This is a genomic window from Butyricimonas faecalis (assembly GCF_003991565.1).
In the GTDB taxonomy this organism is placed as follows: Bacteria; Bacteroidota; Bacteroidia; order Bacteroidales; family Marinifilaceae; genus Butyricimonas; species Butyricimonas faecalis.
Genome location: NZ_CP032819.1, coordinates 327,056 through 351,953 on the forward strand (window position 1 = coordinate 327,056; position 24,898 = coordinate 351,953).

Annotated in this window: 22 protein-coding genes and 1 other RNA gene; 7 read left to right on the forward strand and 16 right to left on the reverse strand. The window is 46.1% G+C overall.

The window, feature by feature from the left end; genetic code table 11:
• Positions 1-6 precede the first annotated feature (6 nt).
• From D8S85_RS01335 to D8S85_RS01350, 4 genes are all read right to left on the reverse strand, one after another.
• A complete protein-coding gene (locus D8S85_RS01335; protein WP_127074727.1) occupies positions 7-498 on the reverse strand; it encodes a D-glycero-alpha-D-manno-heptose-1,7-bisphosphate 7-phosphatase in 492 nt (163 codons plus the stop codon).
• Between the two features lie 73 nt (positions 499-571).
• Positions 572-1,570, reverse strand: a complete 999-nt coding sequence (locus D8S85_RS01340; protein ID WP_106625029.1) for an IS110 family RNA-guided transposase — start codon at positions 1,568-1,570, stop codon at positions 572-574.
• Between the two features lie 375 nt (positions 1,571-1,945).
• The gene (holA, locus tag D8S85_RS01345) at positions 1,946-2,956 is read right to left on the reverse strand and encodes a DNA polymerase III subunit delta (RefSeq protein ID WP_127074728.1); all 1,011 of its coding nucleotides are present in this window, start codon (positions 2,954-2,956) and stop codon (positions 1,946-1,948) included.
• A gap of 70 nt (positions 2,957-3,026) precedes the next feature.
• Positions 3,027-3,623 (reverse strand): DUF4294 domain-containing protein, encoded by a 597-nt coding sequence (locus D8S85_RS01350; protein ID WP_106624470.1) that lies wholly within the window; start codon positions 3,621-3,623, stop codon positions 3,027-3,029.
• Positions 3,624-3,696: 73 nt separating this feature from the next.
• Between D8S85_RS01350 and D8S85_RS01355 the strand changes: the two genes are divergently transcribed.
• From D8S85_RS01355 to D8S85_RS01375, 5 genes are all read left to right on the forward strand, one after another.
• Complete coding sequence (locus D8S85_RS01355) at positions 3,697-4,287, forward strand: YqgE/AlgH family protein (protein ID WP_106624471.1); 591 nt, start codon at positions 3,697-3,699, stop codon at positions 4,285-4,287.
• A 216-nt stretch (positions 4,288-4,503) separates the two neighbouring features.
• An RNA gene (rnpB, locus tag D8S85_RS01360) (RNase P RNA component class A) lies at positions 4,504-4,850 on the forward strand.
• 134 nt (positions 4,851-4,984) lie between these two features.
• On the forward strand, positions 4,985-6,196 hold the full coding sequence (locus D8S85_RS01365; RefSeq protein ID WP_106624472.1) for an L-serine ammonia-lyase: 1,212 nt from the start codon (positions 4,985-4,987) through the stop codon (positions 6,194-6,196).
• A gap of 90 nt (positions 6,197-6,286) precedes the next feature.
• Positions 6,287-6,877 carry a bifunctional nuclease family protein gene (locus D8S85_RS01370; RefSeq protein ID WP_106624473.1) on the forward strand — a complete coding sequence of 197 codons (591 nt, stop codon included), beginning with the start codon at positions 6,287-6,289 and terminating at the stop codon, positions 6,875-6,877.
• A gap of 19 nt (positions 6,878-6,896) precedes the next feature.
• Complete coding sequence (locus D8S85_RS01375) at positions 6,897-8,195, forward strand: glucose-6-phosphate isomerase (protein ID WP_106625223.1); 1,299 nt, start codon at positions 6,897-6,899, stop codon at positions 8,193-8,195.
• Between the two features lie 30 nt (positions 8,196-8,225).
• On the opposite strand, the gene D8S85_RS01380 is transcribed toward D8S85_RS01375, so the two are convergent.
• The 8 genes from D8S85_RS01380 to D8S85_RS01415 form a co-directional block, all read right to left on the reverse strand.
• Positions 8,226-8,972: a HesA/MoeB/ThiF family protein gene (locus D8S85_RS01380; protein ID WP_106624474.1), complete on the reverse strand. Its 747-nt coding sequence runs from the start codon at positions 8,970-8,972 to the stop codon at positions 8,226-8,228.
• Positions 8,973-9,004: 32 nt separating this feature from the next.
• Complete coding sequence (locus tag D8S85_RS01385) at positions 9,005-9,610, reverse strand: recombinase family protein (protein WP_106624475.1); 606 nt, start codon at positions 9,608-9,610, stop codon at positions 9,005-9,007.
• A 139-nt stretch (positions 9,611-9,749) separates the two neighbouring features.
• Positions 9,750-10,859 (reverse strand): 2-iminoacetate synthase ThiH, encoded by a 1,110-nt coding sequence (gene thiH, locus D8S85_RS01390; protein ID WP_106624476.1) that lies wholly within the window; start codon positions 10,857-10,859, stop codon positions 9,750-9,752.
• 220 nt (positions 10,860-11,079) lie between these two features.
• Entirely contained in the window at positions 11,080-11,844 is a 765-nt protein-coding gene (locus D8S85_RS01395) for a thiazole synthase (protein ID WP_106624477.1), read from the reverse strand.
• 161 nt (positions 11,845-12,005) lie between these two features.
• Complete coding sequence (locus D8S85_RS01400) at positions 12,006-13,994, reverse strand: thiamine phosphate synthase (protein WP_127074729.1); 1,989 nt, start codon at positions 13,992-13,994, stop codon at positions 12,006-12,008.
• 77 nt (positions 13,995-14,071) lie between these two features.
• The gene (gene thiC / locus D8S85_RS01405) at positions 14,072-15,820 is read right to left on the reverse strand and encodes a phosphomethylpyrimidine synthase ThiC (RefSeq protein ID WP_106624479.1); all 1,749 of its coding nucleotides are present in this window, start codon (positions 15,818-15,820) and stop codon (positions 14,072-14,074) included.
• Between the two features lie 87 nt (positions 15,821-15,907).
• A complete protein-coding gene (thiS, locus tag D8S85_RS01410) occupies positions 15,908-16,108 on the reverse strand; it encodes a sulfur carrier protein ThiS (protein WP_127074730.1) in 201 nt (66 codons plus the stop codon).
• 613 nt (positions 16,109-16,721) lie between these two features.
• Positions 16,722-17,540 carry a helix-turn-helix domain-containing protein gene (locus D8S85_RS01415; protein ID WP_106624481.1) on the reverse strand — a complete coding sequence of 273 codons (819 nt, stop codon included), beginning with the start codon at positions 17,538-17,540 and terminating at the stop codon, positions 16,722-16,724.
• Positions 17,541-17,666: 126 nt separating this feature from the next.
• Here D8S85_RS01415 and D8S85_RS01420 point away from each other — a divergent pair, with 126 nt between their 5' ends.
• A complete protein-coding gene (locus tag D8S85_RS01420) occupies positions 17,667-18,515 on the forward strand; it encodes an aldo/keto reductase (protein ID WP_106624482.1) in 849 nt (282 codons plus the stop codon).
• A gap of 37 nt (positions 18,516-18,552) precedes the next feature.
• Here D8S85_RS01420 and D8S85_RS01425 read toward each other — a convergent pair whose 3' ends face one another.
• From D8S85_RS01425 to D8S85_RS01440, 4 genes are all read right to left on the reverse strand, one after another.
• The gene (locus D8S85_RS01425) at positions 18,553-18,870 is read right to left on the reverse strand and encodes an MGMT family protein (protein ID WP_106624483.1); all 318 of its coding nucleotides are present in this window, start codon (positions 18,868-18,870) and stop codon (positions 18,553-18,555) included.
• Between the two features lie 49 nt (positions 18,871-18,919).
• Entirely contained in the window at positions 18,920-20,485 is a 1,566-nt protein-coding gene (locus tag D8S85_RS01430; RefSeq protein ID WP_106624484.1) for an OstA-like protein, read from the reverse strand.
• Between the two features lie 45 nt (positions 20,486-20,530).
• The gene (locus tag D8S85_RS01435; RefSeq protein WP_106624485.1) at positions 20,531-21,868 is read right to left on the reverse strand and encodes a peptidylprolyl isomerase; all 1,338 of its coding nucleotides are present in this window, start codon (positions 21,866-21,868) and stop codon (positions 20,531-20,533) included.
• A gap of 112 nt (positions 21,869-21,980) precedes the next feature.
• Positions 21,981-22,820, reverse strand: a complete 840-nt coding sequence (locus D8S85_RS01440; RefSeq protein ID WP_106624486.1) for a peptidylprolyl isomerase — start codon at positions 22,818-22,820, stop codon at positions 21,981-21,983.
• A gap of 107 nt (positions 22,821-22,927) precedes the next feature.
• Here D8S85_RS01440 and D8S85_RS01445 point away from each other — a divergent pair, with 107 nt between their 5' ends.
• A complete protein-coding gene (locus D8S85_RS01445; RefSeq protein ID WP_106624487.1) occupies positions 22,928-24,838 on the forward strand; it encodes a RecQ family ATP-dependent DNA helicase in 1,911 nt (636 codons plus the stop codon).
• The last annotated feature ends 60 nt before the right edge of the window (positions 24,839-24,898 follow it).

The window sequence follows — 24,898 nt, forward strand, 5'->3', positions numbered from 1 at the left end:
ATCTTTTTATTGCTTGAGAATGGAATCAATAACGGAGGTTAAGTCGCTGTTTTTAGGTATTTTAATTCCTCGGATTCCGGCAGCCTCGGCGGCCTCGATGTCCCGGGAACCATCCCCGATTAACCATGAGGTGGATTTGTCAATGTCAAATTCCCGGATGGCCTGTTCTATCATGTAAGGTGATGGTTTTCGGCATGGGCAAGGGGCGATGCTGCTGTGATGGGGACAATAGTATATTTTGTCCACGTGAGCCCCGTGTTTTTCCAGTTCCTTGCACATGTGTGCGTGAAGATTTTCAACGTCTTCTACCGTGTATTCTCCTTTGGCAACTCCACCTTGGTTGGTAACGACAATAATCAAATAACCTGCTTCGTTCAGTCGACGAATACCGTCAATGACACCGGGATTGAAAACAAAGTCTTCAATTTTGTATATGTAGTAATGTCCTTCATCAGAATTGATGGTTCCGTCTCGATCCAAAAATATAGCCTTTTTCATTTTCAATTTTTATCTTTTAATTTCTAAACTACCCCCTCTAACTCCCCCTATTCTTATGATTTATGCAAATATTTCATGAATAAACAGGGGTATAAAATTGATCTTTTTTGATGACAGCAAACATTCTCGCGATCAGCTTTGCCCTGATCGCGTTAATGACCGTCATCTTGTTCTTTCCTTCCTTAACCTTTCTCTCGTAATACGCCTTTAACTCACCAGACTTCCTTCCCGTGATCGACAAGGCAGCCATGTGTAACAACGTCTTGATTTGCTTGTTCGCCCGCTGGGATACCTTGTTCCTGGAATGTTGACTGCTTCCCGAGGTGTAACGGAAAGGTGCTACCCCGGCATGACAGGCGAACTTGCGGGGATCATCGAAGCGCGTGAACGCTTCAGTCTCGATGATCAAGCAAAGGGCGACACTCGGCCCAACCCCCTCGACTGATAGCAACAACTCCCGCTGCCGCCAGAGAACACGGCAGGAACGGATAATTGTCTCGACGAGTAGATCGATATCTTTGATCAATTTTTCCAGCTCTTCTATCAACCGTTCCAGTCTTTGAGCCTTCTCTTGATAGACTCGATCAAGCATGAACTCTCGTTGGTCGGAGAGTTGCCCCTTGTACTTGGCCAAGTCCGACTTGTAAAGGTCTTGCTCGTTCCTTAACTGCTTGAGGCGCTCGATCTCTTCCCGAGGACGCTGGTAATAACGAGCGTTGTCACTGAAACGAGAGGCGTAGCGAGCGATTCGGTGAGCATCGACCTTGTCATTCTTCCCACGTGAGAAGCCCGAAGAATACTTGATCTGCGCTGGATTTTCAAGCCATAAACCACAAGAGAGAGACTGGCAAGCGATTGACAGGGGGAAGGTGTACTGCCCCGTGTGCTCGGCACAGACTAGCAGGTTATCGATCGAGGTTTTAAAATCAACCAAGAACGTTTCCAGGAAACGACGTATCGACGGGATGTTATTGTTTACTACTTCTTCAAGAACTATCGTGCCGTTTAGCAACACGCAAAAATCAAGTTTCTTTTTACTAACGTCTACCCCGATAAAATAAAAGTTTTCCATATCTTTGTGTTTAGCAATTTGAAGAGGGAAAGGATATTGAACGTCACCTAAAAACCTTAACAACAAGAAAGTTAATTTCTTATACAGGTCCCCGTTCAAGAAAGCCAAGGTGTCCAAATAGGGGGATGAAGCTGTTTTCAAACACAGCTCACGGTTCACACCTCGGTTTCCTTTCTTTCAAATTAGTTCATACTTTACAAATATAAATATTACTTTTTTATTCCATTTACTTTTCATGATACAAAGCTAAGGTTACACAGGGGGAGAATATGTTGTAACATTACAGCGTCTTTTTGCGTCCGTTTCCCCCTCCTGTGTAAGGAGGGAGTAGTTCTTTCATTTAACCTGTAGTCTGAAATTCACCACAAGCGAATTTCAATGCATTATCTTAAATATCAGTTCTTTCAATAGTTCCCCGTCAGAAATGTTAGCGTTACCGACACCTTTTGATTTAAGGTCATATTCCCGTAACCAAGAAATAATGTTGGCACATTTCATGGCGTTATATCTTTTCGCTCCTTCCGTGTAATCTTTTAGAAAATAGAGATTAATCCCTAGCAGCCGGGCCATTTCCTGCTGGTTAGGGGTAGTTTTCTTCTGGTAGTGGTACGTCAGCAGGTTTAGAAAATACCGGAACAACATACTGATCGTGAGTACCAACGGGTTGTTCTTGGGGTTGGCTTCGAAATAATTCACGATACGGTTTGCCTTCAGGTGATCCATTTGTATGATAGCAGCCGTGAGTTCGAACGTGTTGAATTCCTTGCTAATACCCGTGTGTTCTTCCACTAGATTTTCCTTGATTTCACCGCCTCCGGGAAGCAAGAGCATGAGTTTGTCCAGTTCATTGGCCACCTTGCTCAAATCGTTACCCAAGCTTTCCGCTAGAATGCCTGCGGCTTTTAACGAAATCATGTACTTCTTGTCTTTGCAGTACGAGATAATCCAGTCTGGAATTTTATTTTCATAAAGTTTGGCCGATTCGAAATAAACGCAGTGTGAAGAACTGCTTAATTTCTTGAATACCCCTTTACGTTTATCCGGTTTCTTGTTTTTATATAGAAACACGAGGATTGTTGTCGGTTGCAAATGATCAATATAAGGCAGTAAATTCTCAAAGTCCCGAATATTCTGGGCTTCCTTGACAATGACAACCTGACGTTGTGACATCATGGGAAAACGACGGGCTGTGTCGGTCACGGTAGTCATGGAGACATCGTTTCCGTATAATATTGTTTGGTTAAACGCCTTCTCGTCTTCCGTGAGGGCATTCTTCTCGATCCGTGCCGCTATATCGTCCAAGAAATAGGACTCCTCTCCCGATAAAAAGTAAATCGGGGCATATTTTCCTACTTTTAAATCTGCAACTATCTCTTCGTATTTCATAAGGCAAAAGTAATAAACTTTAAATTCCGATCATATCAAAGAATAGTAATTTTAGCGCCGGGAACAGGATTTATCGCCGGGAGATGTGAGACGAGTGTTCTTTTTCAAGCGTGCGTACGATCTGCTCGATTTCCCGATCCCGTCCGTTCGGTTCGTAATCGGCTTTCAGGTTATTCCCGAACAACAGAGCCAGTGATTGCCAAAAATAGGCATTTACCGTTCCCTTGTATTCTTTGATGTGATTGAACGACGTGTTGTTCGTCTCCCGGTAGATTAGGCGAACGAGAATCTTTCCCTGTGTGACGGTTAATTTCATCAACGGTTGCTTGAAGGTGTGCATGAGTTCCTTGTACTCTTGCTTGATAATTTGCTTCCGTTTTGCCTCGGAGTCCGTTTGTGCGAGTTTATACTCGATCTCGTTGATCTTGGCGGCGGCTATTTTCGCGTATGGGAACACTTTCTTCACGTTATGAATCATCCTTAAATTGCGTTGTTGCTGGCGGGCATATTTCCGGGGATTTTTCAAACGGGCAACCACATCTACTTCATGGAGAAGAACATGGGGTATGGTATCCCTACCCATGATCATGGACGGGACAACACTCTGCGCTGTTGCAAAGCTGTTAATAAATAAAGATAGGAGTGATATGATAAATATTTTGCACATTTTTATATCTTTGCATTAACGCTTTATCAATACAAAGTTAGTAGATATATTTGATTTGTAAAAATATTAATTAGTGGAAAAGGAATTTCAGGATCTGTTTCAGATACGTCACAACGATGACCGTGTTGAGGTGGGAAAGGTGTTGATTGCAGAACCTTTTCTGGAAGGTAAGTATTTTAATCGTTCCGTGGTCTACATGGTGGAGCATGACCCGAGTGGGAGCGTGGGTTTTGTATTGAATAAGCCGTTACCTTACACGACTTCCGAGTTGGTAAAAGAACTCGAAGGTGTATATTTTCCCGTGTATATTGGTGGCCCCGTGGAGCGTAATCAGTTGTATTACATCCACCGGAGAAATGATATACCGGACTCGGAAGAGATCGCGAAGGGAATATATTGGGGAGGTGACTTTAAGGCTTTGACGGAGATGTTGAAAGCCGGAAAGATATTAGAAGGTGAGATTCGTTTCTTTGCAGGATATAGTGGTTGGACGGATAGTCAGTTGGAGAATGAACTGTTGGAGAATTCTTGGATGGTGGGAGCGATTCCTACCAACACGTTGTTTACCATCCCGAACGAGGGTTTATGGGAACAGGCCATGAGTTCTCTGGGAGGAAGATATAAGCTGTGGGCGAATTTCCCGGAAGATCCGATTCTTAATTAATTGAAAATTGAGAATGAAGACGATTTGATGAGTTTGGAGTTTAGAGGGAACTACCCCCACCGGCTCCCCCTTGCACAGGGGGAGAGATAGACGCGAGGAACGCTACAATGTAGCGTGTTCTCCCCCTATGTAAGGGGAAGTTTAGAGGGAGGGAGTTAAAGCGTTAGTCTTGTGCGGTTGGAATCTAAAATCTAAAATCATTAAATCTAAAATATAAAGGCAGGCCGTTCTATCGCTGTCCCGCGAGGGAGAGAGGAAAGTCCGGGCAACGCAGGGCATCGTGCTTCTTAACGGGAAGGTCTCCGAGAGGGGGCAGTAGTGTAACAGAAAATAACCGTTCCGTTAGCGGAATAAGGGTGAAAAGGTGAGGTAAGAGCTCACCGGTATTCCGAGCGATCGGGATAGCCGTACACCTCACGAGTTGCAAGACCATGTACACTGGCGCTTAGGTTTGCCCGACCGATGCCAGGGGGTAGGTCGCTAGAGCCGTGGAGAGATCTGCGGAGTAGATAAATGATAGAAACCGAAAGGTACAGAACCCGGCTTACAAGCCTGCCTTTTTTTATTGCAAACCAATTAATTTGCGATTTATGAATTACGATTTATGATTCAGAAAAGTATTAGTAGTGCATGGAAATTACCTGATCTAAAACCATAAATTAAGAAATTAATAAAATCTATAACAACAACTTAGAACGTGAAATCAATCAGAGAAATATTTAGAATTGGGTACGGACCTTCTTCTAGCCACACGATGGGACCGGGACGTGCCGCACATTATTTCAAGGAAAAGAATCCGGATGCCGAGCGCTACCGGGTTACCTTGTACGGGAGTTTGGCCCTAACGGGAGTGGGCCATGGGACGGATGTTGCTATCCAGAAAATGATCAATCGACCGGATGATACGGAAATCATATGGGAATCCACGAAATCCCTACCGCATCACCCGAACGGGATGTTGTTCGAGGCTTTGAAAAATGGGGAGGTTGTTGATCGTTGGGAAGTATACAGTGTTGGTGGAGGTGCATTGTGGGATGAACAGGAAACGTTCAAGGAGGATGAGGTTTATCCTGATACGAAAATGGCGGATATATTGAACTGGTGTAAGATCGAGGGACGCTCTTTCGTGGAGTACGTTGAATTGCATGAGGGACCGGAAATCTTCGATTACCTTGAAGAAGTTTGGAAAGTGATGGTTGCCAGCATCCATAACGGGTTAGAAAACGAGGGTGTGTTACCCGGTAACCTGCGGTTGGCACGTAAGGCTTGTTCCTACCACGTGCGAGCCCAGCAATCGGCAGGAACTCTACGCCATATGGGAATGGTATTTGCTGCCGCTTTGGCAGTAGCCGAGGAGAATGCGGCAGGAGGTAAGATCGTAACGGCTCCCACGTGCGGGTCTGCCGGGGTCGTACCTTCCGTGTTGTTTTTCTTGAAACACGATCAGGAGATTAGTGATAAGCGGATTATAAAAGGATTGGCCACGGCCGGATTAATCGGCAACATTGTGAAAACCAACGGTTCCATTTCCGGAGCCGAGGTTGGGTGTCAGGGTGAGTTGGGAACGGCTTGTGCTATGGCGGCCGGTGCGGCAGCTCAGATTTTGGGAGGTACCCCGATGCAGATTGAGTATGCCGCGGAAATGGGCTTCGAACATAACTTGGGCTTAACATGCGATCCCGTGGGTGGGTACGTGCAAATCCCTTGTATTGAGCGAAATGCTTTTATCTCCCAGAAAGCGCGGGAGTGTGCGATATACTCCTTGTTCTCGGATGGTCGGCACAAGGTGTCTTTCGATGACGTGGTAGAAACCATGATGCAGACTGGTTGCGACATGCAGGCCAAGTATCGCGAGACAAGTCTCGGAGGGCTCGCCCGTATTTATAGGGCCCCATTGAAAAAATCGTAACGTTGAAATCCGGGAGCATTGAGCCGGAATGGTACATTAATTGTAACAATTAAGAATAGAAAATCGTAGACCTAAAGTGATACAAGGCTTATGGACAGGATTAAGTTAAAAGTTTTCGGGTTATCCTATAGTAGTATATCGCAAACCGGTGCGTACGCATTGATTCTGGCGGAAGAAAATGATGCCTTCCGCATCCCTATCATTATCGGGGTTGCTGAAGCTCAATCCATTGCCATTCAGATGGAACATCTGCACTCGCGGCGTCCCCTGACACACGATTTGATGAAAAGTCTGGCAGATAACCTGGGAGTGGTTTTGGAGGAGGTCTATATATATCATTGGGAATCCGGTATCTTTTATTCGGAACTACGTTTTAGGAATGGAGAGAAGTTTCTGAAAATTGATTCGCGTACCTCTGACGCCGTTGCCCTTGCCTTGCGTTATAATTGTCCGATTTATATAGCGGCCAGCGTAGTTACTAAAACTGCCATTCCAATTTCTGATTTGGCTGCGGGAGAGTTTAGCGGGCAAAAGTCTGTTGAAGCAGAGGAACCCGAGACAACCGAATATAATTTCACGATAGAGGAGTTAACCCATTTATTGGATGAAGCTGTGAAAAACGAGGATTACGAGAGTGCCTCTCGTTTCAGAGATATGCTGAAAGCCAGAAAAGGGGAATAATATATAAAACATGAAAACAATGGACCGCATAAAACTTGACTATTCGAAGGTGTTGCCGTTTGTAGGGGAACAAGAGATTGCCGTGCAACGAGAGAAAGCAACAAAGGCTCTAAAGGGCTTAGAAGATGGAACTTGTAAAGGAAGAGACTTTCTGGGCTGGCTTGACCTGCCTGTGTGCATCACGGATGATGAACTGAATCGTATTTCCGCTTGTGCTGGCAAGTTAAGGGAGCAAACTGATGTTGTTGTCATCGTGGGGATCGGGGGATCTTACTTGGGAGCTAAGGCGGTGATCGAGGCTATGTCCAGTAGTTTCGATGCGTGTTCCGGTATGAAGGTTGTTTTTGCGGGAAATAATGTGAGCGAAGACTATTTATACGAGTTACAAGCGTTCCTCAAGGATAAAAAATTCGGTATATGCGTGATTTCCAAATCAGGTACCACTACCGAGCCTGCCGTGGCTTTCCGTTTACTAAAAGATCAATTGATCGAGCAGGAGGGGCTTGCCGTTGCAAGGGAGAGAATCGTTGCTATTACTGACGAGAAAAAGGGAGCTTTGCGAACCATGGCAGATCGGGAAGGATATGAGACTTTCGTTATCCCGGACAATGTTGGGGGACGCTATTCCGTGCTGACTCCCGTAGGTTTGCTGCCCGTGGCTATTGCTGGGTTTGATGTCCGGGCTCTGGTTAAGGGTGCCGTGGATATGCGGATGTATGAAAAAGGTAACGGGGCAGAGCTTTCCGCCACTTATGCTGCCGTTCGGAACACCCTCTACGAAAAGGGGTACGTGATCGAGATCACTGTAAATTTCAATCCAAAACTGCATTATGTTGCCGAATGGTGGAAACAGCTTTACGGGGAAAGCGAGGGAAAGGAGAATAAGGGTATATTCCCTGCCAGTGTTGACTTCACGACAGATTTGCACTCCATGGGACAGTACATACAGGAGGGACGTCGCATTCTCTTCGAGACAGTTCTTTCTATCGATAAAACGAAATACTGGTTACAAGTTCCTCATGATGTTCATGACTTCGATAAACTGAATTATCTGGCCGGAAAACGTATCGATGAGGTAAACAAGATGGCCGAGTTGGGCACCCAACTTGCCCATGTGGATGGTGGTGTCCCGAATATTAGGATCATTATCCCGGAATTAACGGAATATTACTTGGGACAACTATTCTATTTTTACGAACTGGCTTGTGGTATTTCCGGTGGTATCCTCGGGGTGAATACCTTCGACCAACCGGGCGTGGAAGCCTATAAGAATAATATGTTCATGCTGCTCGGTAAGCCGGGATACGAGAAGAAATAAAAAGTGAACTGGCATCGCCAGTTCACTTTTTTATTTAAACAAAGATTCCTCCCCTCGTTCCTTCTTTTGGATGGCAAAAGTGAGGTAGGTGTTATTCAATATGTCAATAGTCAATAATTTTCCGGAAAGCACGCCGGGGTTTTCCAATATGATCTTAATCGCCTCGTTTGCCTGTAAAGAACCGACAATTCCCGGTAATGCCCCGATGACACCTAGCGGTTGCGAGAAATTCTTGATCTCTTCATTATACTCGAAAAGGTCGCGGTAAGTGGGGCCGTTCTTGTAATTAAACACGGATACCTGCCCGCGGAACTCGCATATGCTACCGTAAACGAACGGTTTCCCCAGCTTCACGCAAGCATCATTAATCAAGTAGCGAGCGTGCAGATTATCGGTAGCGTCCATGACAATGTCGTATTCGGGAATAATTTCGAGGGCGTTATCCAACGATAATCGGGTAAAATAGGGTGTAATTCGGGTGAAGGGATTCAATTGTTGCAATTTCGTGGTGGCGACAGTGACTTTTGGGGTTCCCACGTGAGTGGTGTCGTATAATATTTGGCGTTGTAGGTTGGATTCAGAAACAACATCATCGTCCATGATACCAATATGGCCGATTCCTGCTGCCGTGAGGTAATATAATATGGGTGAGCCTAATCCCCCGGCTCCCACGACTAGAATACTCGTTGCTTTAATTTTTTCTTGTCCTTGAATTCTAATATCGTGTAAGATAATGTGTCGATTATAACGTTCTTGTTCTTGATTGGTGAGTGGCATTTGTGATAAAAATTCTATTTGTTCTACTCTTGTTATTTGTTTTCGTTAATGTGTTGTTTGACAAATCGATTGACCGTGCAGATGGATACTTTGTATTTCTTAGCTATTTTTTTGTAAGACACGCTGTTATCCATGAGTTCAATAACTTTCTCCTTATTTTGTATCAACACGTTCAATTGTGGGCAACTGCCCTGCGGGCGCCCTAGCTTCTTACCCTCGGCCTTTCTTACCGCGAGAGCCTCTCTTGTCCGGATGGATATAAGATTACGTTCGATTTCCGCTACTAGCCCGAATGCGAACCCTAGGATTTTACTGTTCAGGTTATTCTCGAAAGTGTATCCTTCTTTCGTACTATGAAGAACAATTTTACGTTGAATACAGGTATTGATGATATTCATGATGTCAATTAATGTTCTGCTCAATCGCGAAACCTCCGTGACGATAAGACAATCTCCTTCATGTAAAGATTCCAGGAGATCACCTAATTTCCGGTCGTTACTGCTTACTTTTCCACTGACAACATCGTGATACCATTTGTCAATATGAAGTCCCCGGTGGGCTGCAAATTTTTTGATCTCCTGTTGCTGGTTTTCCAAATGCTGTTTATTTGTGCTGACTCGCAAATATGCAACTACCATAGTTAAAATGATTTTTAAAGTATTGAAAAGACAAACGTAACAAAAGGAGAAGAACATTTATTGTTTTCCAGAGGTTAAAAGAAGTTATCAAACATATAATAATAGGGTTTAGCGTGTCACCAAACCCTATTATTGTTAATTACATCCATGCATCCCAATCCTTCCAGACGGGTTCATACCCTTGAGCCTTGATGGCTTCGACCATCTCTTGCGGGGTACGACTATCGTTGATGGCAAATTGTTCCAGTTCTTTGTGAGGAACGACGTACCCGCCCGGCTCCGTGCTTGACCCGGCACTCATGGATGTAGCACCCAGGTGCATCACGTGATCTCGGAATTCCCGGCTTTCCCGCGTGGATATGGAAATTTCTGCCTGCTGATCCAGCAAACGGTAGGCGCATATCAGTTGTACCATCTGCTTGTCGTTGATCGGGTCTTTCGGCATGAAGGCCCCGGCGTGTGGTCGTAAACGAGGAAGAGAGATCGAGTACTTGGAACGCCAGTAGGTCTTCTCCAGGTATTTCAAATGCAGGGCCGTGAAGAACGAGTCGGTACGCCAGTCTTCCAACCCGAGCAATGCCCCGATACCCATTTTTTGTACTCCGGCCGTGCATACTCTGTCGGGAGTTTCCAGACGGTAGCGATAGTTAGCCTTTCGTCCCTTGGGATGATATTTCGGATATTGTTGCTCGTTATATGTTTCTTGGTACACGCATACGAAACTCAATCCTGCTTCATGCAGGCGGGCATAATCCTCGGTGTTGAGAGGTTGCACTTCAAGGGCGATCTGAGAGAATTTATCCCGTACCGCGCGGATCACTTTCTCGTAATAATCCACCGTGGTCACGGCTGGTGCCTCACCCGACACAAGTAGTAGATGTTTGAATCCCCATCCGGTAATGACATCGGTTTCTGCCTGAACCTCTTCAAGCGTAAGCATCTTCCGGTGAATATCGTTATCGTGATTGAAGCCACAGTACACGCAGAAATTCGTGCAGTAGTTGGAAACGTACAAGGGAATATACAACTGGATTGTGTTCCCGAATCTTTCCAAGGTCAGGCGATTAGCCTCTACGGCCATATCCTCTAACAGCGAGGTGGCTGCCGGGGAGATTAACGCCATAAAATCATCTAACGTGCGATGTGGGTTGTTTATTGCTGCGATAGCATCGTTTTTCGACTTATCCATGATGTTTTGTTTCACATCCTCCCAGTCGTAGGTTTTTAGGGTATCATAGAATGAAGTCATTCATTTTAAATTTTAGATTTTAGATTCCAATTGCATGGGGCCAATGCTTTAACAATCCCCTCTAACTCCCCCTTACACATGGGGTATGTGCTGTATTGTTACATTGGAGCGCATCTTTGCGTCCGTTTTCCCTCCTGTGTAAGGAGGGGTTAGAGGAGGTAGTTTATCAATCAGGCACCCTGCGGGGATCCTTTACTTTATAAACTTTGAGAACTCATTTTTAATCCAAAAATGCCGTTAACGGAGAACTTGCTTGTGCGTGGTGGTATTGCTTGGCGAGTTTTGCCTCGAATGCCATGCGTCCGGCCTCCACGGCCAATTTGAATGCCCGTCCCATTTCTACCGGGTTCGGTGATACGGCGATGGCAGTATTCACCAGCACGGCGGCAGCACCCATTTCCATAGCAGCGGCGGCATGGGAAGGGGCTCCGATTCCGGCGTCCACGATGACGGGGACATTACTTTGTTCGATAATGATCTCCAACAGGTCACGGGTTACCAGTCCTTTGTTCGTACCGATCGGTGCGCCTAACGGCATCACGGTGGCGGCTCCGGCATTTTCAAGGTGTTTGCAAAGTACCGGGTCGGCTTGGATGTAGGGTAATACCACGAATCCCAATTTTGCCAGCTCCTCAGTCGCTTTCAAGGTTTCAATCGGGTCGGGCAATAGGTACTTGGGGTCGGGATGTATTTCCAGTTTTAGCCAGTTCGTACCGAGGGCTTCTCTTGCCAGTTGTGCGGCGAACACAGCTTCCTTGGCGGTTCTCACGCCGGAAGTGTTGGGTAACAAGGTGATATGAGGTGCTTTCAGGTGGGCCAGAATATCATCGTCTTTACCGTCCATGTTTACACGTTTCAGTGCGACAGTTACGAGCTGTGATTCAGATGCCAAGATGGCATCTTCCATAAGTTGGTTGGATGCGAATTTGCCGGTTCCGGTAAATAGGCGTGAGGTAAACTCCTTGTCTGCTATTTTTAAAGCCATGTTATGATTTATGATTTTATGATTTATGATTTTATGATTTATGATTTTAGATAGAACTCCTCCGTTAGCTTCGCTGCCACCTCCTCTATAAACAGAGAAAGTGCTGGTGACTCTTCCAAAAGATGAAGAGTAACTCAAAGGGACTGACTTGTTAGACACTCTCACCCCGAAGGGGGAGGGAGTTCTTTTATTTTCAATTGTTCTATTATATCCTTTGTTTTCCTCGCCATATCCTTGTTGTTTTTAAGCAGGGAGGATAGAGCGATGCCTGTTACACCCGTGTTTAGTATTGGTTGAATGTCGTTCTCCCGGATGCCACCGATGGCGTGTACGGGGAGATGGATACCTTCTTTCCTGCAAGCGTCCATGATCTTTTGGTAACCTTCAAGACCGAGGATCGGGCTGAGTCTCTTTTTCGTCGTGGTGTACGTGAATGGTCCCAAACCGATGTAGTCTACCTGTTGACGAAAACGGTCTACTACGTCTTCAAACGTGTTGCATGTGCCGCCGATGATCTTTGAGTAACCTAGAATTCGACGGGCTTCGAGGGGATTCATGTCCTCTTTTCCCAAGTGTACTCCGTCTGCGTCCAGTTCTAAGGCGATATCCACGTTGTCATTGACAAGGAACAAGGCCCCGTGTCGTCGGCAAATTTCTTTCACTACACATCCCGTGCGTATAATCTCTTCCCGGTCAGCCTCTTTCATCCGTAGTTGCACCCAGCGGCATCCTCCCTTGCACACGGCCTCCACTTGTTCGGGAATAGAAACTCCTTCCTTGTGGTCGGTAATGTATTGCAGGGGAACGTGGTACAAGTCAACTTCAGGGGTCGTGTTTTCCATGCGGTTATGCATCCCCAAGTTTGTATCGTTGGAGCGGATAAACCCGGCCACGTAATGCTGCCCTTGCCGACAGGCATCGGGGAGGGGATAGCCGAGCGTGAGATACGAGGCAATGGCCGAGGAGAGAACGCATCCTGTACCGTGCTTCCCGTGCTTTGCCCGTGCCACCGAGAAGGAGTACGTGTTGTCCGGGGTGATCAACCGATCGGTGGCCAACGCCCCGTCGTTATGACCGCCTTTCCAGAGAATATTGAGGTGCAGAGTACGGGCAAGCGCTTGTAAGTTTGCCGTGTTAGGGTGGTTCCCGAAAAGCGTTTTCAACTCGTTCGTGTTCGGGGTGATCAAGTATATGTGTCGAAGTATATCCTGCAACTGTTCGAAGTTTTCCCCGTCGTGGAACTGGAAGCCTGCGCTGGCTTTCAGTATCGGGTCCCAGATAATCTTAACCTTTGGGAGCGTTGCCCGGAGGTACTTCACGATTTTTTCCAGTGTGTTGAAGCTTTCGATCAACCCGATCTTGACGTAAGCGGGATTGAATTCCCGGAACAGAACATCGCATTGGCGGATGATATCCTCTGGTGTGAGCCACTTTGTCCCGAGGTACGTGTTTTGGTTCTGGAAGGTGATGGCACTGCTTATTCCAAGTCCATATACCCGGCAACTTTCGAACGTCTTGATGTCTGCCGTCACCCCGGCCCCGGAACTTTGGTCAAACCCGGCAATGCTTAAAACCTCGTCGGGTAATATACCGGTAAACCGGGCAACGGTTTCTAACGGCTCTTCCCACGCATGTCCCAGCAAGGCAACACCTCGGAATCCCAGTCGGCGACATTCCGTCACCTTTTCTCCAGTGATTCCCCCTAGGGCAATAACGGGTACTTGTCGTTTTTGCAGGTTTTCCTTCAGGAATTCCGGGTTAAATGCCGACGGGTATTCTTGTTTGGAAATACTGTCAAATATCGGACTCAAGAACACGTAGTTTGGCTCGAAAGGCAGGGCATCAATTTCCTCGAAGGAGTGACACGATACGCTCACGTGCTCGAATCGCTCCCGTTCTGTGAACATCCTTGCCTCGTTGTATTTCAAGTGGATCCCTCTTAACCCGTACTCTTCCACTAGTTTAAAGTGATCGTGTAGGACAACACGTTCCCGAAAGCAGGGGCGGATAGCTTGGATATAATGTTCCAGCGTGTCCTGATCTGCATCCGGTTTTCGCAGGTGCAGCAGATGCAGACCGCTTTCAAAGAGCCTGTTCACGATCCGCTCTTCGTTCGGCTGGGTGTGGGGAGGGGTGATAATGATCAACATGATATTAATTTAGAATTTAGAATGTAAAATTTAGAATGAATAGTTTTCCATTTAGATTCTACATTCTAAATTTTCCATTATTTTAATTTCTTTCTCAACTTCTCGCTAGCACGCATGGAGCAGAAGTGTTCACCACACATGGAGCAGAAATGTGCCTCCTTGTGTCCCTCGGCAGGTAGAGTCTCGTCGTGGAAACGTAGGGCTTTTTCAGAATCCAGTGCGAGGTGGAACTGGTCTTTCCAGCGGAACTCGAAACGGGCCTTGCTCATGGCGTAATCCCGGTAATAAGCGGCGGGGTGTCCCTTGGCAAGGTCGGCAGCGTGAGCGGCGAGCTTGAAGGTGATCACGCCTTCCTTCACGTCGTCCCGGTTCGGAAGGCCGAGGTGTTCCTTTTGGGTGACGTAGCAGAGCATGGATGTCCCAAACCAGCCGATCATGGCACCACCGATAGCGGAGGTGATATGGTCGTAACCGGGGGCGATGTCCGTCACGAGCGGTCCAAGGGTGTAGAATGGGGCTTCGTCGCACCACTCTTGTTCCAGTCGCATATTTTCCCGTATCTTCTGCATAGGCACGTGTCCCGGTCCCTCGATGATCACTTGCACGTCATGTTTAGAGGCCACCCGTGCCAATTCTCCCAGCGTTTTCAGTTCGGCAAGTTGAGCCTCGTCGTTCGAGTCGGCGATACAACCGGGGCGTAAGCCGTCACCGATGGATATTCCGACATCATATTTGGCAAGTATCTCGCAGATTTCTTCGAAGTGCTCGTACAGGAAGCTTTCTCGCTTGTGGGTCGTGCACCAATGTGCCATGATAGCTCCTCCGCGGGACACGATCCCCGTGAGGCGTTTCAGTGTCAGGGGCACGTGGTGCCAACGTAATCCGGCATGAATTGTGAAATAGTCCACGCCCTGCTCGGCTTGCTCGATCAGCGTGTCGCGGTAAATCTCCCATGTCAGGTCCTCCACTTTACCCCGCACTTTCTCTAGGGCTTGGTACAATGGCACGGTTCCCACAGGCACGGGCGAGTTACGGATGATCCACTCGCGTGTTTCATGTATGTTTTTCCCGGTCGACAGGTCCATGATCGTGTCGGCACCCCAGCGAAAGGCCCATACGGCTTTTTCCACTTCCTCGGAAATAGACGAGGTGATGGGGGAGTTTCCGATATTGGCGTTGATCTTCACGAGGAAGTTACGTCCGATAATCATCGGCTCGCTCTCCGGGTGGTTGATGTTTGCAGGGATAATGGCTCGTCCGGCGGCCACTTCTTGACGCACGAATTCTGGGGTGATGTATTCCGGGAAGTTTGCACCCAACGGTTCGCCTTTTTCTTTCTTGTAGGCTTCCCGGATTTTGTCTACCATCTGGTTCTCCCGGATAGCGATGTATTCCATTTCCGGGGTGATAATTCCCTGGCGGGCGTAGTACATCTGTGACACGCGATGTCCCGGTTTCGCCACTCTCGGCGTGGTGTTCACGTGTTCGAAACGCAAGGCGTCGAGCGACTTGTCGTTCTGGCGTGCCCGCCCGTACTCGGAACTCAGTCCTTCCAATTGCACGGTATCATTCCGGTCAGCGATCCATTGTTCCCGAATCTTGGGTAGGCCCTTGTGCAGGTCTACCGTGTAGTTCGGGTCCGTGTAAGGTCCGGATGTGTCGTAAACCACGACAGGTTCGTTTTCGATTTTTGTTCCGTCCGTGTCAATCGTAGGCGTGAGATTAATCCGGCGCATCGGTACCTCGATGTCAAACATTTCGCCCTTCACGTAAATCTTTTCCGACCCGGGTAGCGGGCCGCTTGAAATGGTAAATTCTTGACTCATTTTATTAAATTTAAAATTTAAAATTTAAAATGTAGAATGGGGAAACTATTCATTCTAAATTCTACATTCTAAATTCTACATTCTTCCTTATCCTCCCTGTATTGCCTTGATAATGATGATCTTGCAACCATCTTGAAGTACCGTTTTTCCCCAGTCAGGACGGGGAATAACGTTAAAGTCCACGGCAATGGCAACGTTGTCCGTCAGGATTGCATTAGATTCCAGCACTTCAGTGAGCGTCGTGCCGTGGACACATTCAAAGGCTTTGTCATTTATAAATACTTGCATTGTGTATTAATTTTATTTTTTATCTTTCAAACTCCTCTCTCGGACTCTCCCCTTACACGGGGGAAAACACACTACATTGTAACATGGTAGCGCTCTCTTGCGTCCGTTTTCCCTCCTGTGTAAGGAGGGGTTAGGGAGGTGTTTTTTCTAAACTTTAGAATTATCTTCCGGGAAACCTATCAAACGAAATTCAGCTTGTATTATAACTCTTTCCCTCCGCCGGCATTACCCGGATCAGGTTCATGGGTATAATCTCAGCCCGTTGTATTAACCTGCTGTTCTCACAGCAGGCAGAAGTGTTGGGAAAAATCCCTTGCTTCTTAGGCACCCCTTCAGAATATCTTCTGACAAAACTACGTATAATTTTCAATACCTGCAATGGTTGGCCCTGAAAAGTTATATTGCAGATTCAGTCCCATCTTCGCAAAGCCTACTAGAGGGTGTATCAAAATCTCATATTTCAACTCCCTCCCCACTTTCGGGGGTACTCCCTCTATAAACAGAGTGAGAGTTAAGTTGCTCACTGTCTTTGGTAAAGGTTACCAGCATCTCCTCTGTTTATTGAGAAGGTGCCCGAAGGAAGGAGGAGTTCAATGCTTATCAAGTGCGTCGCCTAAAAGTCTTTCCGGTAGTCCGAGGGGGCCCGATTCAGTCTTTTCTGCACGTAACGGCTGAAATAGGAAACGGAAGAAAAGTTTAATTGCTCGGCGATAGTCGTCAAGGAAAGTTCCTGTTGTCGCAATAGGCGGGTAATTTCCAGAAGGGTAAAACGATCAATCCAGTAACTGGCCGGTCGGCCGCTTATTTTCCGGCATACCTCCGACAGGTAATGCGGGGTGATACAAAGTGCCGAGGCGTAAAAGTCAAGATTGCGGTTTCGGATATATTCACCTTTATATAATAACTCGATAAATCTCCGTAGCAGAGAGGCTGCATGTTCCGACACCTGCATCGCTTCTTTTCCCCGCGCATGGATGTCGTAGAGATCGAGAATATGTGCCGTCAGCAGGCTGCCTAGCAACTCTTCCTGGAAAAGGTGTTCCTTGTCCTCCAAGCGTTTGCGGATATATAGCATGGCTTCTCGGCACACGTGAAAGTCACGGGAGGAAAGTTGCATGACCGGGTTTTGCAAGAGCGCCAAGTGGCCGATAATTCCGTAATTGCTGCGAATAGCGATTGAGGTCACGAATGTGGCCGAGAGATTCATCCGTATTCCCCGGAAATCAGCAGATTCAGAGAATTCCTCCACGAGTGCCGGGTTAGGCAGGATAACGTAATCTCCCGCCGCAATATTGTAGCGGGTTTCTTGGAACGTGAACCCCATGTTACCCTCTTGGCAAAGGATATGAATGATCCGTCCTGTGTACTGTTGGGAGTTGTAATCCAGCAACGTGTCAGTAAAAATGATGCCGTCGAATTCTGCCTGTTTCATTCTTGTTGGTATTTCATGCGAATATAATCAAAAACCACGAAAAGTGAAAATATCACCTCGAATAATGTAATAATAAAATGATAGATATGTGGTAAATTTGTATTATGAATTAAAACCATAAATCATATGAAAGACGTGAGATTAAACAACGGAGTGATGATGCCAGCCATTGGGTTTGGCGTATTCCAAATACCAGAGAACGAAACAGAACGGGTAGTGACGAACGCCATTGAGGTTGGTTATCGCTTGATCGACACGGCGGCGGCTTACTTCAATGAAGAACAAGTGGGCAATGCGATCCGTCGGAGCGGCATTGAACGAGAGAAGTTTTTTGTGACCACCAAATTGTGGGTGCAGGACTACGAGTATGACAATGCGCTACGGGCATTCGACCTTTCGATGAAGAAACTAGGCCTCGATTACCTCGATCTTTACTTGATGCACAAACCTTACGGCAACTACTATGCCGCATGGCGGGCCATGGAGCGGCTCTACAAGGAGGGACGTGTGCGGGCCATCGGCGTGACGAGCTTTTCCAGCGAGCGCCTGCAGGACCTTTTCCTGCATAACGAGATCAAGCCTGCCGTGAACCAGTTGGAAACTAACCCATTTTTTCAGCAGCAGGCAGCCAACGCCTTCTTGCAGCAGGAGGGTATCCAACACGAGGCATGGGCGCCCTTTGCCGAGGGGAAGAATGACATATTTAACCATCCGGTGTTGAAAGAGATTGCCTCTCGACACGGCAAGAGTGTGGGGGCCGTCATTCTTCGCTGGTTGAACCAGCGGAATATCGTGGTGATTCCCAAATCCGTGCGTGTAGAGCGTATGGTCGAGAATTTCAATATCCTTGACTTCACGCTTGCCGGGGAGGAAATGACCGCCATTGCAGCACTGGAAACGGGCAAAAGCCCCATTTACGATGACATGGACCTACAGATCGTGAAAGGAATCGGATTGCACAAAATTCATGATTAAACCACTTGAATAGAATATAAATTTTTAACACAGGATCTTAATACTGGTGTCGAAATACCTCCCACAGGTGCTTTTTCATATCCACGCACCCGTTGGTCAAAAACGTAACACCCTCATTTTCCAGCAGGGTGCGTTGTTCGGTCCATCCCGGTGCGGTTTCTCCGATGCTGTTTACGACCCGATGGCAGGGAAGCGTGTCATCGGGTGCCAGAGCCATTGCTCGTCCTACCCATCGTGCGTGTTGTGGTCGTCCGGCCAATATGGCTATTTTGCCATAGGTGAGTACTTTACCCAACGGGATCTGCCGGGTAATCTCGTACACTTCGTTGAAAAATTCTCGTAATGTTTCGTCCATGTTCGCTTTTTGTTACGTCGTGACGGTATGAAATTTTTCTCTTGGTCTTCTACTTTTCCTCTTTTTTCTCAATAGGTTCGGGTTCTTTGGCTTCTTTGAAGATGTCGAATTTGTTCAATGGTTGCATGTATTTCAACCAGCGAAAGTCTTTCAATCGGGCTTCTTCGGGATCGGCCAAGAACAGGGGATTGAGTTCCCCGTCGGGTTTGTTGATAAAGATGATGTCCGTGACTTTCCGTTTGTCGATCATGATACGAATGTTGGAACTGTTTGCGGTGTTGATCCCGATCACGTTCCCTTTATCATCGGGGAAGTAGATCGTTTCCCCGTTACCGTTCACGTATACCATATATAGCTCATTATCTCGGAAATAACCGGTCATATTACGCCCTTTGATTTGGTCGTACATTTCAGTTTCCTCTCTTCGGGCAACCATAAAGGCCTTCGTGTTTAGGTAGAATTCTTTAATTGTTCCATTGCCCGTGAGCAAGGAAATCTTTTCTGCCGTCATTTGGTTACCACTGGCCCATGTTACCGGGTCTTTGTAGAGGGTGATGGTGGAATCAACGGAAAGATAAACCATAGAGTCACACAAGCCCTGCATATCTTGACTAAAGAACTTGACTTTATAGTAAGCTCGTAAAATCTGGTTCTTGGCAGAGTCCTGATCCATGAATAGGGTGTCACCGTGTACGAAAAGAGAATCTTGCTTTCCTACCATGATTAACAGGGCGCTATCGGTGACGAATGCTTTGTTTTGTTCCCGATCCATCTGGGCGTATTCACCTTTCACGATTACGTTGTTCACGGTGTCCACGAGCGTGATGTTCTTGTAGAGATTGGCCATCCCGGTTATACTATCAATTACCATGGTATCGGCCACACCCTCGTAACTTAAGTGGGTAACCCGATTGTTTTTGTATAGTTCGGCATGTCCTAAATTGGAATCATACCATCCATCCTCGGTGTAGAGGGTATTATTATCTTCTCCTTTCCCGTATATGTTCGTGGGGCCTAGAATGGAAACCAGTTTGGTTTCTGTGTTGTATTTCAAGGTGTCCGAGAAGATCAGGTATTCGGGAGAATTGACTTTTACGCTATCCTTGAAGAGAGCTATTTTCGTTTGGGTAAAATAGTTTCCTTTTTTACTATCCAACGTGTTCTGACTATCTTTCAGTTGTCCCCAGTTGAAATAATACCCGATATCGAATAGACCATCGTAATCAAGGAAATCGGTGGTCAAGACCATCTGGGGATCTTCCAGCGTGACGTTTCGGCGGACTTGAATCAGTTTTTTGTTGGCATCGTAGTACATGTAGTCGCCGGACATGCGAATACTATCATTTTTGATCACTCGCACGTGACCGAATGCTTCGAGGTAGTTAGAGTCCGGTAGTTCGTACTGGTAGAGACTATCACACCACATGAGCGTGTTTTCATGCGTCATGTGTACGTTACCGATAAATCTGGACGGTTTACCCAATGTTCCTACCAGCAAACTATCTGCATTAACAATCTTTACTTTTGCTTTTTTATTTCCCTGTGCTACTACAGTCTGCAAGGGGAGTAATCCCCATACAATACATAGTATCCCAACCCATAAACCTGCTCTCATTGCGGAAAAATCATCAATCTTTACTTGTAAATTTTAATTTGTCAATTACTTGAACCATCCGTCGTAATGGAATTTGGAGTTCTTGTAATCTTCGTCGATATGAATATAGGTGTTTTCTTGTTTTTCCTTGATCCATTTGTCAAGTACTTCCTGTTGTTTTTTATTTTTTAAACCATTTTCAAAACTGATCCAGTCATCGTCCAGGTTGGCCGTGTGGGAAGGATAGTAAGCTTTGATTTTGATCACCTTGTATTCTTCGCCTGTACGGGTCTGGTCCAAGAAAGGAGAGGAGATTTCTCCCACTTTCAGTTTGTTTACCTGACGGGCCATTTCTCCTTCGATGGTTTCTCTAGGCAGTTTGGAGTCAGCATCTTCCTCGTTGAAAATCAATCCGCCGTTATTTCTGGTCTTTTTGTCCATGGAGAAATAGGCAGCGGCTTCTTCAAACGTGGCTTTCCCGTCGTGAATATAAGTCAACACGGTGTCCAGATGTTGAATCGCTTCTTGTCGTTCTTCATCGGAAATACGAGGGCGGAGTAGGATGTGTCGTACGTTTACTTTGTCTCCTTGACGGTCGATGTATTGCAGAATATGGAAACCAAATTCTGTTTCCACGATTTTAGATACTCGGCCGGGTTTCAAACTGAAGGCAGCTTCTGCAAATGCTGGGGCTAGTGCGCTCTTGGTCTGGTAGCCTAATTCTCCGCCTTTGGCGGCAGAACCGGGATCTTCCGAGTACAATACTGCTAACGTATTGAATGTTTGTTTGCCGGCAAGAATTTCTTCACGGAACTCTCTCAACCGATTGCGGATACGCTCCTTTTCGGTATCGCTGATTCTCGGTTTGATAACGATCTGTTGAATTTCATATTTGTCAGGCACTTCTGGAAGGCTGTCTTTGTTGAATTTCCTGTAGAAATACCTAACTTCCGAGGGGGTTACCCGAACGTTTTCCACGATTTTGGATTGCATTCTTTGCGTGATCATCTGTTCGCGAAGCGGAGTGCGCATCTCGTTCTTGATATCCTCGTATGATTTACCGAAATAGGTTTCTAGACGTTCCCGGGAGCCGATATGTTGCACGTATTGTTCTAACTGGGAGTTCAAAGCGTTTTCTACTTCCGTATCGGTTACCTCGATACTGTCTATCTTAGCTTGAGCTACTAATAGTTTTTGAACCAATAAGTTTTCTAATATTCTGGTACGTGAGTCGGAGGAGGAATTTACTAATCCTTGGGATTGTTCATGTAAAAATTGGTTTTCAATATCCGATTTCAACACGATTTCTTCACCCACGACAGCGATAATTTTGTCGATCACGTTTTTTTGTGCCGAGGCGTAACTAGCTAAAAATAATAGTACAAGCAGTGATAAATATTTCATAATTTATGAATAAGGTTATACTCAATAAAAACGCTCTAAACTAATACTTTTTCTTCAAATCCGCGAATAATCCGCTTGTTTTCGCATTTTTATTTTCATTTTTCTAATCCTGTTAATATATTTTGACATAATCTTTCCGTAGACCTTCCGCGTTTATGTCTTTTTCCAGATTCTCCTCGAAGGAGATTTTACGTTTGTTTAGCAATAATATTTCAATCTCTTTTTTCACGTAGTTGAGAGGTGCTGTTTCATGGGCTTGGCGGATTTCGTTGATTTTAAGAAAATAATAGTTCTCGTCATCTTCGATTTCGATGGATTCTTTGTTTTTATACTTGCTTTCCCATTCTGCCGACGTGATAGGCAGGAGGTTTAACAAGTTGCGCAGTTCAATCCATTGGTCGTTGAAACTGTCGAATTTTTTGGCCGATGTAATACAGTATTCTTCCAATGCTTCTTGGTCTTTGGCTTCCTTGGAGCGGAACCACTTTCTGGCATCCTCAATTTTCGGGGCGGATTTAGGAATCACCACGAACAAGGCTCTCACGACCGGGGTGTTCAGCACGAAATTGAATTTATTCGCATCGTAATATTGCGAGATTTCGCGCTCGCTTATTTCTCGGCTAAGTTTTTGGGAGATCAGTTTCTCCTTGTATTTGTGGATCAAGATAGAAGAGGAGTAGTCTTCCACTTGTTTTCTGATATTTTTTTCTTCGTCACTTAAGTTTTGGGTTGCCTTGTGCAACAGCAATTCTTTGGTAATCCAATTTCGCACGTAACTCTGTGCCATGATGAGACTATCCTTTGAGGGTGTTCCTTGAGGAATAAAGCTGGAAACTTCTGATTTCAACAGGTATTTGTCAAAAACCTTTGCCACGGGTTGCTCGTTTTTTGTAAACTTATCGTTACAAGCCCATAAGAAAGGGATAAAAATCAGTATATGTTGTAGTTTCATGATTTTATGTGATTAATATTTGGGCGAAAATAATAAAAGCGATTTAAATATACGAGTTTGTAAGAGTTTTTTCGTCTATTTTGTATTTTTGCAATAGAATTCGAAAAATGATCCGTGATATAAAAGAGATATTAAAGACTTACTGGGGATATGATGATTTTCGATCCCTGCAGGAAGAAATTATCCGTTCCGTGTTGGACGGGAAGGACACGCTTGCCCTTATGCCAACGGGTGGGGGAAAGTCGCTTACGTACCAAGTGTCCGGGTTAGCCATGGAGGGACTTTGTCTGGTGGTGACACCCTTGATTGCTTTGATGAAGGATCAGGTGGAGGATTTGAAGAACAGGCAGATTCCGGCTGAGGCGATATACACGGGTATGAGGCGTGACCGGGTGGAGTCGATCATTAATAAATGTATATATGACACGGTTAAGTTCCTGTACGTGTCGCCCGAGCGATTGTACTCGGAACGTTTTCGGGAGAAATTGAGGTTGATGAACGTGTGTCTGATTACCGTGGACGAGGCTCATTGTATTTCTCAATGGGGGTATGATTTTCGCCCTCCATACTTACGAATAGCAGAGGTTCGTGAATTCTTTCCCGGGGTGCCCACATTGGCGCTCACGGCAACGGCTACTCCGGAGGTAGTGGCAGATATTCAGAAACAACTGCATTTTTCAACCCCGAACGTTCTCTCTAAAAGTTTCCGGCGAGAAAATATTTCCTACGTGATCCGGGAGACGGAAGCCAAACCGTTGGAATTATACCATATTTTATCCAAGGTGCAGGGAGGAGCGATCGTGTACGTGCGAACCCGGTTGAAAGCTTCTTCGATTGCCGCTTTTCTAAATAAATCGGGTATCAAGTCCAATTTTTATCATGCCGGATTATCTTCGGCACAGCGGTCTCGTCGACAGGAAGCATGGAAAAGTGGAAAGGTTCCCGTGGTAGTGGCGACGAATGCTTTTGGGATGGGAATTGATAAGGCGGACGTGCGGGTGGTAGTGCATTATGATGTGCCGGACAGCCCGGAAGCCTATTTTCAGGAAGCGGGACGTGCCGGGCGGGATGGAAAACGGGCATACGCTGTATTACTTTCCAGTCGGGCGGCTTTGGGCGGTTTGAAAAAACGAATTGATGATGCTTTTCCACCGAAAGATTATATATTAAAGGTTTATGAGTCTTTGGCGAATTATTGTCAGTTGGGTGAAGGGGAAGGACAGGGACGGACGTTCGAGTTCAATTTGAAATTGTTTGCCCGTAATTTTAAACTCAACGAGGCGAGGGTGATGGCTGCTATCAGTATTTTGGAAGTTGCCGGCTTCTTGGGTTACACAACGGATATAAATTCTCGTTCCCGGGTGATGTTTACCGTGCTACGGGATCGGTTGTACGAGTTCGAGACGGGTGATCCCTTGCTGGAAAAACTCATGGTACTTTTGATGAGAAATTATGCTGGTATTTTCGTGCAAGACGCTTACGTGGACGAGGTTTTTCTAGCTGATCAGCTTGACGTGACACGTAAGGAGTTGTATGATGCCTTTGTTTCACTGGCAAAGCGTAAGATTATCCGCTACGTACCGGGAGACGCTAAGCCTTACATCGTGTACTACCAGCCCCGGTTGCCGTTGTCCTATATAACGATCGGGCGGGAGGCTTACGAGAACCGGAAGGAATTGTTTGTTACGAAAATCGGAGCCATGGCCCGTTATATTCAAGATAATGAGACGTGTCGTCAGCTTTTGCTTATGGAGTATTTCGGGCAGAAGGAAGATAAGCCTTGCGGGATATGCGATGTTTGCATCGGGAAGAAAAAACGCTTGCAGCGGGGAGAGCGGAAAAAACTAGAGGAACAAATCTTGCAGGTGCTTGCAAAGCAGAATACGAATATTCGGGAGTTGGTGCGTGAATTAGGTGAGGACAAGGAAGTCGTGATCGGGCAAATCCGAAAGCTATTGGATGAGGGGAAAATTCAGTATGTTTCAACTTTGGAACTGGGGGTGACGGGGAAATCTTAGAGATTAATTTCGGCTATGTTGTTAGGAAAACGAAGGAGAACTGCTGCATAAAATTTATAC